This is a genomic window from Nocardiopsis sp. iso_25 (assembly GCF_056173305.1).
Genome location: NZ_CM149667.1, coordinates 1,914,221 through 1,927,247, shown reverse-complemented (window position 1 = coordinate 1,927,247; position 13,027 = coordinate 1,914,221). Strand labels below are relative to the sequence as shown.

General features: G+C 72.8%; 11 protein-coding genes. All 11 read right to left on the bottom strand.

Annotated elements, in window-relative coordinates; all coding sequences use genetic code 11:
* Window positions 1–202: 202 nt before the first annotated feature.
* A complete protein-coding gene (locus AC0VX6_RS08395; RefSeq protein ID WP_475468008.1) occupies window positions 203–2,116 on the bottom strand; it encodes a DNA polymerase III subunit gamma/tau domain-containing protein in 1,914 nt (637 codons plus the stop codon).
* A 91-nt stretch (window positions 2,117–2,207) separates the two neighbouring features.
* Entirely contained in the window at window positions 2,208–3,089 is an 882-nt protein-coding gene (locus AC0VX6_RS08390; protein ID WP_047869230.1) for a DivIVA domain-containing protein, read from the bottom strand.
* 134 nt (window positions 3,090–3,223) lie between these two features.
* Complete coding sequence (locus AC0VX6_RS08385) at window positions 3,224–3,511, bottom strand: YggT family protein (RefSeq protein WP_013151955.1); 288 nt, start codon at window positions 3,509–3,511, stop codon at window positions 3,224–3,226.
* A 39-nt stretch (window positions 3,512–3,550) separates the two neighbouring features.
* Window positions 3,551–4,069: a cell division protein SepF gene (locus AC0VX6_RS08380; RefSeq protein ID WP_013151954.1), complete on the bottom strand. Its 519-nt coding sequence runs from the start codon at window positions 4,067–4,069 to the stop codon at window positions 3,551–3,553.
* Between the two features lie 127 nt (window positions 4,070–4,196).
* Complete coding sequence (locus AC0VX6_RS08375) at window positions 4,197–4,925, bottom strand: YggS family pyridoxal phosphate-dependent enzyme (protein WP_274976922.1); 729 nt, start codon at window positions 4,923–4,925, stop codon at window positions 4,197–4,199.
* 257 nt (window positions 4,926–5,182) lie between these two features.
* The gene (gene pgeF, locus AC0VX6_RS08370) at window positions 5,183–5,902 is read right to left on the bottom strand and encodes a peptidoglycan editing factor PgeF (protein ID WP_274976921.1); all 720 of its coding nucleotides are present in this window, start codon (window positions 5,900–5,902) and stop codon (window positions 5,183–5,185) included.
* A gap of 251 nt (window positions 5,903–6,153) precedes the next feature.
* Complete coding sequence (ftsZ, locus tag AC0VX6_RS08365) at window positions 6,154–7,650, bottom strand: cell division protein FtsZ (RefSeq protein ID WP_475468007.1); 1,497 nt, start codon at window positions 7,648–7,650, stop codon at window positions 6,154–6,156.
* Window positions 7,651–8,146: 496 nt separating this feature from the next.
* The gene (locus tag AC0VX6_RS08360; RefSeq protein WP_274976919.1) at window positions 8,147–8,878 is read right to left on the bottom strand and encodes a cell division protein FtsQ/DivIB; all 732 of its coding nucleotides are present in this window, start codon (window positions 8,876–8,878) and stop codon (window positions 8,147–8,149) included.
* A 56-nt stretch (window positions 8,879–8,934) separates the two neighbouring features.
* The gene (gene murC, locus AC0VX6_RS08355) at window positions 8,935–10,395 is read right to left on the bottom strand and encodes a UDP-N-acetylmuramate--L-alanine ligase (RefSeq protein ID WP_274976918.1); all 1,461 of its coding nucleotides are present in this window, start codon (window positions 10,393–10,395) and stop codon (window positions 8,935–8,937) included.
* The gene (gene murG, locus AC0VX6_RS08350; protein ID WP_274976917.1) at window positions 10,392–11,552 is read right to left on the bottom strand and encodes an undecaprenyldiphospho-muramoylpentapeptide beta-N-acetylglucosaminyltransferase; all 1,161 of its coding nucleotides are present in this window, start codon (window positions 11,550–11,552) and stop codon (window positions 10,392–10,394) included. The genes murC and murG overlap by 4 nt, the downstream gene beginning before the upstream one ends.
* Complete coding sequence (ftsW, locus tag AC0VX6_RS08345; protein WP_274976916.1) at window positions 11,549–12,979, bottom strand: putative lipid II flippase FtsW; 1,431 nt, start codon at window positions 12,977–12,979, stop codon at window positions 11,549–11,551. The genes murG and ftsW overlap by 4 nt, the downstream gene beginning before the upstream one ends.
* Between the last annotated feature and the right edge of the window lie 48 nt (window positions 12,980–13,027).

Sequence of the window (13,027 nt, the reverse complement as noted above, 5' to 3'; positions counted from 1 at the left end):
CCCGGGGCGCCCTCCTCCGGCTCCCGGAAGGGAGAGTCCGACGCGCGGGGGCGCCGCACCGTTGGACACGGGCAGCCCCGGTCCGCGCCGGCACCGGGCCGCGTGCGAGAACGCCGCCGCGCGGTCCGGTAACCGGTGCCCACCGGGCCCGGCCGTCAACGCGCGAGGGCGCCGCTCGGGTGAGCGGCGCCCTCGTCGGGTCTCAGCGCTTGGTGTCGGCGTCGTCGTCGCCGGAGGCGCGGTCGGCGGTGCCCCGCGCCCCGTCCTCGTCCGGGCCGCCCCCGGCACCGTCGGCGGGGCGGTCCGCACGGGCGGCGGAGCCGTCCTCCCCGGTGGCCTCCTGGTCGGGCTCGGCGTCGGCGTGGGCGTCTTCGGCCCGCGTCCCGTCCTCCTCGTCCGCGCCGCGGGGGATGCGGTAGGAGAAGGCACCGCCGCCCCCTCGTCCGTCGGAGTCGTCGTCGGCGTCCTCGGTCCGGTCGGCGTCCGCGGCGTCCTCGTCACCGCTCCGGGCACCGTCCCCGGTGTCATCCGCCGCCTCGTCGGTCGACCCACCGGTCCGGGCGTCGTCGCGGTCGCCGCCGGGGGCGTGCTCCTCCTCCGGCTCGGAGTCCGCGGAGACCACCGGAAGAACGGCCGTCTCCGGGTCCTCCCCCTCCGCCGCGGGTCCGGCCGGGTCCTGCTCCGAGGCCTGCGCCCGCGATGCGTCCTCTGCGTGCTCTGCGTCGTCGGCGGGGCCGGAGTCCTCGTCCGGTTCCTCAAGCCGCTCCGCGTCGTGCGCCTGCGGGCTCCGCGGGGCGTCATCGTGGTCAGCGGCGGGCACGGAGGCCTCTTCGGTCTCAGGAGCCCCGTCAGCCCCGGCGGTGGCCGTGTCCTCACCGGGCTCCACGGCGTCGCGCTCCCCCGCGTCACGCTTCTCGGGGGCGTCCGCGGCGGGCGCGTCGTCGATGTCCTCTTCCCCCGCGTCCCGGGAGTCGTCACCGGATGAGGGGGCGTCCCCGGCGGTGGACACGCCGGGAAGGTCGTAGGCGAAGACCCCGGTCTCCTCCTCGTCGGGACGGTCGCCGTCGTCGCCGCCGTCCGCGAAGGCGTCCTCCTCGACGGTCTCCTCCGTGGCCGACCGGCCGGGGATGTCGTAGGAGAACGAGGCCCTGTCCGAGGCGTCGGCCGCCTGACCGCCGTCCTCCTCGCCGTCGCCGTCCCGGTTCCCGTCCCCGGGAACGTCGTAGGCGAAGGGGCTCGCGTCCCGGGCTCCGCCCGCGGAGTCGTCGTCCCCGCCTTCGGGGAAGCTCTCCTCCACGGCCTGCGCCGGGCGGGGGATGCTGTAGACGAAGGGCTCCTCGGAGGCGAACGCGGAGCCGCCCCGCTCCCGGTCGTCCTCCTCGCGGGGGGCGTCGTCCTCTCCGGACGGGGAGCGGTCCTCGGCGGAGGAACCGTCATCGGCCGGGGGCACACGGCCGGGAATGTCATAGGTGAAGGCGGCGCCGGAGGCGTCCGCCGTGCGCTCGCCGGTGTCCCCCGTGTCGGGTCCGTCCTCGGCGGCGGTACCGCTCGGCTCGTCCCACTCCGCCCTCGCGGCGGTGTCGGCGGTGTCGGTTCCGCTCTCCCAGGGCGCCGGGGCGCGGAGCTGCGGCTCCTGCTCCGAGGACGCCCAGGAGGGGCTCGGCCCGGCGGGGGGAGCGGAGGGGGCGGCGTCGTGCGCCGCCGTGTCCGGTTCCGGCCAGTCGTGGGCCGTGGGGGTCTGCCAGCGGGGGACGTCGTACTCGGGTTCTCCGTGACCGGAGTCCTCCGCGGCCGGAGTCGGCCAGGCGGGCCGCTCCGGGACATGGGGCTCCCGCACCGGCTCGGAGGCCGGTGCGGGTACGCGCCCAGGGTTCTCCGACTCCACGTGCGCGATGGGCACCGCCGATGCCGCCGTGGCGGCCATGACGGGGACGGACGCCTTCCCCAAACCGTCCGTCCGATCCGGTCTGCCCCCGACGCCGGACCTTCCCTGGAGCAGCGCCCCCAGTAGGAGGAGGACGCTGACGCCCGCCAGTCCCAGTGCGACGTACACCAGGACGGTCTCGGCGAACACCAGGGCGGCCACGATGACGGCGATGGCCGTCAGCACCGCCACGGTTGCGAGGATGCTAAGGATCACGGGTCGACCAGGACCTTTACACGTGTTGTGCCGGAGTCTTCAGTTGTTCGAGCAGACGCCGCGCTGATCAGCGACGCTCGTGCGGCTCGCCCGGGTGGAACCCGCCGTGCTGGGCCGGCTCGGGCTGCCCGAACGGGTTGCCCGTGGGGCCGTGCTGGAGCGAGGGCGTCGCGCCGGTCTGCGGAGCCATGGTCTGGAAGCCGCCCGTGGTGTTCGGGTTGTTCAGCTCCTGGGCCTTCTCCTCCTCGCTCTTGAGCTCGCGCAGCTGGCGCTCGAAGTAGTCCTTGAGGCGGCTGCGGTACTCACGCTCGAAGTCCTTGAGCACGTTGACCTTGTGCTCCAGCTCCTCGCGCTGCTGGACGAGGCTGCCCATGACCTGGCGGTGGCGCTCCTGCGCGTCGCGGTCGAGGTTCTCGGAACGGGCGCGGGCCTCACCGATGATCTGGTCGGCCTGGCGGCGGGCCTTGCCGAGGATGTCCTCGGACTCGTGGCGGGCGCGGCCGAGGGTCTCGTCGGCCTCGCGGCGGGCGTCGGAGATCGCCTGGTCGGCGGTCTGCTGCGCGAGGGCCAGAACACGGGCGGCCGTGTCCATGTTCTCCTCGCCGCCCATGCCCATGCCGGGGCCGGCCATCTGCATCTGCTGCTGCTGGACCGGGGGCTGGGGCTCGACGGCCTGCGGGGGCTGGACCGGCTCGGGGCGCATCTGCTCGTGCTGCTGCGGCTCGGGCGCCTGGTCCTGCTGCTGGAAGTCCTGCATGCCGGCGTTGGGCACCTTGCCCCGCAGGCATTCGGCCAGCTTGCCGCGCAGTTCCTCGTTCTCCTGGATCAGGCGGTCGAGCTCGGACTCGACCTCGTCGAGAAAGGCGTCGACCTCTTCTTCGTCGTATCCCGGTCGGAGCCGGGTGGTACTGAACTGCTTGTTCCGCACATCGGCGGGTGTCAGCGGCATGTTCGTCTCCTTGGCGCGCTTGGAGTCTGTCCGTAGGGACGCTACATGATCGTGACCTTACGGCAATCCAGATCATGACCAAGACCACATAGCGGAATCCGGGGCGGTTCCTTCCGCCTACGTCTACTCTCCTGCTAGGCGAAGCTCCCGAGCAGTGCGATCAAGATGTAGACGCCGAAGAAGAGCACCAGGACGCTCAGGTCGAGCGCGATGCTCCCCAGGCGTACGGGCTTGATGAACCGACGCAGGAACCTCAGTGGCGGGTCGGTGATCGTGTACACGATCTCGGCGATCACGAGCACGAACCCCGTGGGGCGCCACGATCTGGAGAAGGACTGCACCATCTCCAGGATCACCCTGGCCAGCAGCACGAAGACAAACAGCTGCAGGATGATGATCAGCACGGACAGGACGGTACTCACGGTCGTTCCTCGACCCAATCTCTGGACAAATGTGACGTTCTAGCTCTGATTGAAGAACCCTCGCTCGGCGATCCGCGCCTTGTCCTCGGCAGTCACCTCGACGTTGGCCGGGGACAGCAGGAACACCTTGTTGGTGACGCGTTCGATACTGCCATGCAGACCGAAGATCAGACCAGCCGCGAAGTCGACCAGACGCTTGGCGTCGCTGTCGACCATCTCGGTCAGGTTCATGATCACCGGTGTACCCTCTCGGAAGTGCTCTCCGATGGTACGCGCCTCGTTGTAGGTACGCGGATGGAGCGTGGTGATCCGCGCGAGGTCGGCGGTGGAGGCGGTCGCGGTCGTGCCACCGCGACCTGAGCCCAGGTAACCGCCGGTGTCCATCACGTCGCCTCGCGCTTCCTCGCCGGGCGGGGCGTCAGCGTCGCGTTCACGCTGCTCCTCCACCCCCTCGTCGAAATCGTCGAACTCATCATATTCGTCCGCATAGCGGTGATCGTAACGGTCGTCCTCCACGAGGCCGAGGTAGACCGCCATCTTGCGCATCGCGCCGGCCATCTCATGTCCTCCGTCGTCCCCGCGGCCTTCACCGCAGCCGACTCCTTCGCACTGTCCCGTCCGCTCTCGGGGAGAGCGTCCATTCGGGCGAACTCCACAGACGGGTTCCAAGGTCTATGTGGGGACATTACCCCACGATCGGTCCCCGGTTGCCGAGCAACGCCGTACCGAGTCGCAGGTGTGTCGCGCCTCGCGCGACCGCCGCCTCCAGGTCCCCGCTCATGCCCGCGGACACCACCGTCGCCCGAGGATAGCGATCGCGGATGCGGGCCGCGACCTCCTGCAGACGCGCGAAGGCGGCCGAGGGGTCGCCCTCGCGGGGGGCGACCGCCATGACCCCGCCCAGTGCGAGCGCCTCGTGCTCCTCGATCCGCGCGGCGAGTCCGAGCGCGTCGCCGGGGTCGACTCCCCCGCGCGGACCGATCACCCCGGCCCGCGAGTCCTCGTCGAGGTTGACCTGGACCAGGCAGGTCAGGCTCCGTCCGGCCGCGGCGGCGCGCTCGCCCAGCGCACGGGCCAGCCTGGCGCGGTCCACCGAGTGCACGACGTCGGCGTAGGAGGCCACAGAGCGCGCCTTGTTGGTCTGCAACTGGCCGACGAAGTGCCAGGTCAGGCCGAGGTCTGTGGTCTCGGCGGCCTTGGGCGCCGCCTCCTGGTCGCGGTTCTCGCCCACGTCGGTCACCCCGAGTGAGGCGAGAATCCGCACATCGGAGGCCGGGTGTGTCTTGGTGACGGCGACCAGCGACACCTCGTCCGGGCTGCGGTCGGCCCTGGCGCAGGCCGCCTCGATCCGGGCCCGCGCGGCGGCGAGGTTGGCGCGGACCTGCTCGACGCGAGCCGGGTCTGCGTGTGTCACGGTGCTCCTTCTCTCCCTGGGACGGATCCCACTCGCTGTCCTTCCTACACCCCCCTCGCCCCGTGTGCCCCGAACCCCGGGGACGCCGGGCCCGTCGGGGGCCCCGCGCGAGGCGGGAGCCGCAAGCGCCGCGGCTTCCGGCGGCGCCGGGAGCGGGCCCGACCGGGGGTGGCACGGGCGACGCGCACGCCGCGGGAGGGGGGAACCGGGCTGCCCGGTTGGTTCCACGCCACCATCCTGGTGGCCGGGTGCGACGTTCAGGCGCGCCAGAGGAAGGCGGCGAACCTGCCGGTCGGCGCCTGGCCGCGGTGGGAGAACAGTTCGGGGCTCTCCAGGGTGCAGCGGCCGTCGGCCCGGACGTCGGTGACGCCCGCCCGGCGCAGCTGGGCGGTGACCGCGGCGCGCATGTCCACCCCGGCGGTGCCCCGGCTCGTGGTGCAGGCGGCCTCGGGGACCCCGCGCGCGGTCTCGTCGCGCACGTGCGGCGGGACCTCGTAGCACCCGCCGCAGATGGCGGGGCCGAGGAAGACGGTGATCCGGTCGGCGCGGGCGCCCTGTTCGGCCATGGCCGCGACCAGGTTGGCGGCCACGCCGTTCGCGGTGCCCAGTCGGCCCGAGTGCGCGGCGCCCAGGACGCCCGCCTCGGCGTCGGCGGCCAGGACCGGCAGGCAGTCGGCGGCCATCGAGGCCAGGACCAGGTCGGAGCGGGTGGTGACCACCCCGTCACAGGTGCCCGCGCCCCCGGGGCCGGTGGCCACGAGGACGTCGGCGCTGTGCACCTGGTGCATCCACACGACCCGGTCGGCGTCGAAGCCCAGGTCGCGGGCGGCGATCTTGCGGTTGGCGAGCACCGCCTCGCGTTCGTCCCCCGAGCTCAGACCCATGTTGAGCGAGTCGTAGGGCGGGGCGCTCACTCCCCCGTGCCGTTCGGTGACGGCGGCACGGACCCCGTGGCCCAGGTCGATGACGTTGCTCATCCGGTGGTGTTTCCTCCCCGCTCCTGCCGGAGGGGGTCCCCGGGCCGCGTCGCCCCGCGGGCGTTCGGGGCCGGTGGCCGGTACCGGCCGTGTCCCGGCTCCGGCGCGGCCCCCTCGCGGGAGCGGACTCCCGCGGGGACCGTCTCGCCGTCCCCCCGGTCCAGGACACTACCACCGCCCGAACCGCCCCGGGCTGGGCGGACACCGCCCCGGAAGTAGCTCCGACCCCGGCCCGCGGGCCGGGGTCGGAGCTACTTCAGGAACTCCGGGACGTCGAGGTCGTCGGGGTCGTCGAAGATGACCCGGCGCCGGGGCGTGGGCACGTCCCCACGCCGTTCGGCGGTGGCGTCCGAGACCGCGTGGATGTGGCCCGCGTGGCCTCCCTCACGCGCCGCGGGCTCCTCCTCGACCTGGGCGGGCTCCTCGGCGCGGACCGCTTCGGCGGGCTCGGCCTCCGCCTGGAAGGCGGACGTGCCGTGGGGCGGGGTCTGCTGCGCGGGGCCCGGCTCGGCCGGAGCGGCCTGGGTGTGGTGCTCCTGCTGGACGGGCTCGGCCTCGACCGGCTGCTGGACCGGCGGGGCCTGGGACGCCGGCGGCGTCCACTGCGGCTCCGGGGCGGGCTCAGTCGGACGGGACGGTGTGATCCACGGCATGTTGGCGGCCGACGCCCCGCTCGCGTCCGCGGAGGCGGGCGCCGCCGGAGCGGTCCTCTCCTCCCTGCCGGACGTGATGCCTGCCTTGGGGGCGGCGGCCTCAGGAGGGTCCACCGGCTGGCGCTCCCGCACCACCGGGATCACTCCCTCCGGCTCGTCGAAGCCGGCCGCGATGACGGTGACCCTCACCTCGTCGCCCAGGGCGTCGTCGATGACGGCGCCGAAGATGATGTTGGCCTCGGGCGCCGCCGAGTTCGCGACGAGCTGTGCCGCCTCGTTGATCTCGAAGAGACCCAGGTCGGAGCCGCCCTGGATGGACAGCAGCACACCGTGGGCCCCGTCGATACTCGCTTCCAGCAGTGGTGAGGAGATCGCCATCTCCGCCGCCGCGACCGCCCGGTCGTCCCCTCGCGCCGACCCGATGCCCATGAGCGCCGACCCCGCCCCGGACATGACCGACTTGACGTCGGCGAAGTCCAGGTTGATCAGTCCCGGCGTGGTGATGAGGTCGGTGATGCCCTGCACACCGGACAGGAGTACCTGGTCGGCGGCCTTGAAGGCGTCCAACACGCTGACCTGGCGGTCGGAGATGGACAGCAGCCGGTCATTGGGGATCACGATGAGGGTGTCGACCTCCTCGCGGAGCATCGCTATCCCCGACTCGGCCTGGGTGGCCCGCCTCTTGCCCTCGAACCCGAAGGGTCGGGTGACCACGCCGATGGTCAGGGCGCCCAGGGAGCGGGCGATGTTGGCCACGACCGGGGCGCCCCCGGTTCCGGTGCCGCCGCCCTCACCGGCGGTGACGAAGACCATGTCGGCCCCCTTGAGGACCTCCTCGATCTCCTCCCGGTGGTCCTCGGCGGCCTTGCGGCCGACATCGGGGTTGGCGCCGGCTCCGAGGCCACGGGTGAGTTCGCGCCCGACGTCCAGCTTGACGTCTGCGTCACTCATCAGCAGCGCCTGGGCGTCAGTGTTGATGGCGATGAACTCGACGCCCTTGAGCCCCTCTTCGATCATTCGGTTGACGGCGTTGACACCGCCGCCGCCGATGCCGACGACTTTGATGACCGCGAGGTAGTTCTGCGGTGCTGCCACGACGAGGGGCCTTTCCGCTCGCTTACGCCGTTCCGCCACCGCGTCCGGTGGCTGTGTGCCACCGGAGGCGCCGTTGGTCCGGCATCCGGTTCTACAGTGTGCGTTTCGGGTTCCCCGACGGGTCGTCCACGACGCCGTGACCGGGGGACCCCGGACCGCCGGAACCTCCGTCCACCCGCCCGGGAAGGGCTGGTGCGGTCCGCCGTGAGGCGGAACGGTTCCCGCGTACCCGAAAAGCCTGTTCTGGTGCTTTGTTGACCTTCGGTTGTGTTTCCCGACAGTAAGCGGACCGCCGACCACGGGCAACCGATGACGAGTTCAGCCTAACGGCGCACGACACGGGGAAGCGATGTGCGCCCTCGGCGCGTCGCGTCTGGAATGTCCGCGCGGACCGCCCGGGCGTGCCGCCGGGGTCCCCCGGTACGCCCGCGCCCGTGCCGCTCCGCGCACCGGCCCCCGCCACCGCGCTTCCACCCGTCCTGTGCCTGGGAACGCTTCACCTCACCACGGCGAGGTCGGGCGCGGACACGTCGTAGACGCGTTCCTCCTGCGGCGGGTGCTCGCCGATGAGGACCCGCAGGACGTCGCTCTTGCGCGCGGTCTCCTCGGGCGAGCCCCACTCGACGCGGGCGTCCTCGGCGAGTTCGATCGCGATCGCCTCGGGGTCGGTGGCGTCGATGAGGCGGATCCGGGAGAGGAGGGAGTCCGGTGCCCGTTCGACGATGTCCGCGGCGGCGGCGACGGCCTCGTTGCCCTGGACCTCCCCGGTCACGCGGACCAGCGGGTAGGCGTCGGGCGGACTCGGCGCGTCCTCGATGCGCACGCCGTCGGCGTCGATCAGCCGGTAGTCCTCCCCCGCCCGGACGGCCAGCAGCGGCTGGCGTTCGACCACCTCGACATCCAGGGTGGCGGGCCAGCCGCGGGTGACCGTGGCCGACTCCACCAGCGGCAGCGCCTCGGCGCGCTCCTCGCTGCGGTCGAGGTCGACCCTGACCAGGGGTGTCCCGGTGGGCACGCCCAGGGCCGCGACCACCTCCTCGGAGGGGGTCCGCTCCAGGCCGGTGACCGCGACGTCGCGCACCACGAGCAGGCGGGAGCCGAGCAGCAGCCAGGCGACCACGCAGACCAGGGCGACCACCAGCAGCGCCACGAAGGCGAACTTCCAGGGGTCGGACCGCTTGCGCGGAAGAACCGCGTGCCCAGTCGCCTCCTCCTGCTCAGCGACCACCTGCGCCCCTTCCCTGTGTCTGCGCGACCGCTTCCCCACCGCTGACCGTTGCGGCCTCAGCCCCCGATGCCGTCGGCCCTCCGGGCGAGCGCCTCGACGATGCGCGGGCCCAGCTCGGTGACGTCGCCCGCGCCCATGGTGAGCACGATGTCACCGGGGCGGGCCAGTTCTGCGACCCGGAGCACGGCGTCGTCGCGGCCGGGCACGTACCACACGCGGTCGTGCGCGACGCGGGAGGTGATCAACTCCGCGGTGACCCCGGGCTCGGGGTCCTCGCGGGCGGCGTAGACCTCGGTGACCACGACCTCGTCGGCCAGGCCCAGCGCGGCGGCGAACTCCTCGGCGAAGATGCGGGTGCGGCTGTACAGGTGCGGCTGGAACAGGGCGAGGACCCTGCCCCCGGCGTGCTCCCGGCCGTCCTCGCGCGCCTCCTCGGCCAGGGACTCCAGGGCCGCCCGGGTAGCGCGCAGGTCGGCCTCGATCTCGGTGGGGTGGTGGGCGTAGCTGTCGTAGACGGCCACTCCCCCGGCCTCGCCCTTGGGCTCGAAGCGGCGCGCGGCCCCGGCGAAGTCGGCGATGCCCTCGACCGCCACCTCCAGGTCGTGGCCCAGCTCGTCGGCGACCGCGACGGCCGCGGCCGCGTTGAGCACGTTGTGGCGGCCCGGCACGGCGAGCTGGCCGTCCACGGGCTCGCCGTCCGCGGTGCGGATGGTGAACTCGGTGGTGAAGCCGCGGGCGCGGACCCGGGTGACGCGGTAGTCGGCGTCCTCGGCCTCGCCGTAGGTGAGCACCCGCTTGCCGCGTTCGCGGGCCAGTTCGGCCACCCGGCGGGCGCCGGGGTCGTCCACGCCCACGACGAGCGTGCGCTCGACCCGGTCGACGAACGAGGCGAAGTTGGCGTGGATCTCCTCGATGCCGCTGTAGTTGTCCAGGTGGTCGGCCTCGACGTTGGTGACCACGGCGATCTTGGGCGAGAGCATGAGGAAGGAGCCGTCGCTCTCGTCGGCCTCCACCGCGATGACCCCGCCGATGCCGGCGTCGGCGCCCAGGCCGGTCGTGACCAGCTTGCCGCCGATGACGTAGCCGGGGTCGGCGCCCACGTGCTGGAGCACCACCGCGACCATGGACGTGGTGGTGGTCTTGCCGTGGGTGCCCGAGACGGCGACGCCCTCGCGGCCCAGCAGCAGCGCGCCCAGGGCCGCGGCCCGGGGCAGCACGCGCAGGCCGCGGCGGCGCGCCTCGACCAGTTCGGGGTTGTCCTCGCGGATGGCGGAGGAGACCACCAGGGTCTCCGCCGTGCCGAGGTTGTCGGCCGCGTGCCCCACGTGGACGTCGGCGCCCATCTGCTCCAGTTCGCGCAGGGTGTCGCTGTCGCGGGCGTCGCTGCCCGAGACCTCCACCCCCGACTGGAGCAGCACGCGGGCGATGCCGGACATGCCCGCCCCGCCCAGGCCGATGAAGTGGGTACGGCCCAGCTTGTCCACGGGCACCGGTTCGGTCGGCCGCACCAGGCTCATCGGATGTCCTTCCCGTCGTCGTAGAAGGCCTCGTCGCCGTCGTCCTCGGACACCGGCATGTCGGGCGTGGGTTTGTCGCCGCGGGCGATGGCCGTGACCTCGCGGGCCAGTTCCATGTCGGCGTCGCGGCGGCCCATCCGGGCGGCGGCCTCGGACATGGCCACGACCCGGTCGGTGTCGGTGAGCAGCGGGATGAGCTGCCGGGTGATCCACTCCACGGAGACGTCGGCGTTGTCGACCATCATCCCGCCGCCCGCCTGGACGATGGGCTCGGCGTTGAGGGCCTGCTCGCCGTTGCCGATGGCCAGCGGCACGAACGCGCCGGGCAGGCCGACGGCGGTCAGCTCGGCGCAGGTCATCGCCCCGGAGCGGCACATGGCCACGTCGGCCGCGGCGTAGGCCATGTCCATGCGGTCCACGTAGGGGACGGCGACGTAGGGGATGCCCATCTGGGTGAGGTCTTGGGGCTCGTCGGCGTTCTTGGGGCCGACCACGTGCAGTACCTGGACGCCGCTGTCGCGGAAGGCGTCGCGGGCGGCGTAGGCGGTCTCGTTGATGCGCTGGGCGCCCTGGGAGCCGCCGAAGATCAGCAGGGTGGGCAGGTCGTGGCGCAGGCCGAAGTAGGTGCGGGCCTTGTCGCCCATGGCCAGCCGGTCGAGCGAGGTGATCTGCTCGCGCAGCGGGATGCCCACGAAGCGTCCGTTGCGGATCTGGGTGTGGGGGTGGCCGGTGAACACGTGCGGAGTCAGGCGCGCGCCCAGCCGGTTGGCCAGGCCCGGAAGGGGGTTGGCCTCGTGGACGACGATGGGGATGCGCCTGCGGCGGGCGGCCAGGTAGCCGGGCGTGGCCACGTAGCCGCCGAAGCCGACGATGATGTCGGCCTGGAGCCGGTCCAGGTGCTCGCCGGCCGCGCTGAGGGCGCCCGCGAGCTTGCCGGGCACGCTGAGCAGCTGCGGGGTGAGCCTGCGCGGCAGGGGTACGGCCGGGATGATGCCCAGCTCGTAGCCGCGCATGGGCACGAGGCGGGTCTCCAGGCCCCGCTCGGTGCCCAGGCAGAGGATCTCCGTGCTGGGGTCCATGCGCCGCAGCGCGTCCGCAAGGGAGAGTGCGGGCTCGATATGCCCGGCCGTGCCGCCTCCGGCGAGGGCTACCCTCATCGTCGCCGATTCCTCCTTGGCCGGTCACCCGCCGGGACCGGTCCGCTCCTGTGCTTGGCCGTTGTCCTGCCACCGCGGGCGCCCGCCGTGCGCGGGCCGCGTGCCGTGGTGGGCCGCCCGGACGCCGCCGCGCCGCCGAGGTTGTTCACCGAGGCGGCGATGTTGTCCAGGCCCAGCCAGCTTAGAGCCCTTTGCGCCCGGCTGGGACCCCGGGCCTCCAGCACCTTGCGCGCCTCCGGCTCGCTCTTGGCCAGTGCCAGGAGCACGCCCAGGGCCGCCATGGTGGTGACCAGAGACGAGCCCCCGTAGGAGACCAGGGGCAGCGGGACGCCGGTGACGGGCAGCAGCCCGATGACGGCGCCCATGTTGATCATGGCCTGGCCCATGATCCAGGTGACGATGGCGAAGGAGGCCAGGCGCGGGAAGGGCTCCTTGACGCGGAAGGCCACGCGCAGCCCGGCGTAGCCGAGCATGCCGAAGAGGGCGAGCAGGAGGAGGGTGCCGAGGAGGCCGAACTCCTCGCCGATGATGGCGAAGACGAAGTCGGACTCGGCGAAGGGCAGGAAGCCCCACTTCTCACGGCTCCCGCCGATGCCGACCCCGAGGAGCCCGCCGGTGCCCAGGGCGTAGAGGCTGTGCAGCGACTGCATGCCCGAGCCCAGGGGGTCGGCCTCGGGGTCCAGGAAGGAGGTGACGCGCGCCATGCGGTAGGGCTCGATGGCGATGGCGATGGCGGCCAGTCCCAGGACCAGGCCGAACATGGCCCCGAACAGCCTGCCCGGCGCGCCCACCACCCACAGCAGCCCCAGGAAGGTGACCAGGAACACCAGGCCCGTGGACAGGTTGGAGCCCATCAGCACCAGCAGGACCAGCAGGCCGCACCCGGGCAGCAGCGGGATGAGCAGGTGCCGCCACTCGGTGAGCTCGCGCAGCTCCTCCTTGCGGGCCAGGATGTTGGCGCCCCACAGGGCGAAGGCGAGCTTGGCCGGTTCGGAGGGCTGGATGATCAGCCCGCCCAGGTCGAGCCAGCGGGTGGCGCCGTTGACCTCCACGCCCTGGAAGACGGTGAGCAGCAGCAGCGCCGCGGAGACGATCATCGCCGGGTAGCCGACCAGGCGGAAGATCCGCTGGGGCAGGTGGGAGGCCAGGAACATCAGCGGCAGGCCCAGGGCGGCCGAGACCAGCTGCTTCTGGAACATCGAGAAGGCCGAGCCGGTCTCGTCGATGGAGTTGACCATCGTGGAGGACAGCACCATCATCAGGCCCAGCGCGATGAGCAGGACCGAGGTGCCCAGGATCAGGTAGTACGAGGTGAGCGGCCGGTCCAGCAGGCGGACCCACTCACGCCACAGGGCGCGTTCGCGTCCGCCCGCCGCCGCGCGCGCCTTGGACCGGGTCGCCCCGGGAACCGCCGTCGTCGCCGCCATCCACACCCTCCGCACCAAATTCGCGCCTCAATACTGGCGTACCGGCGG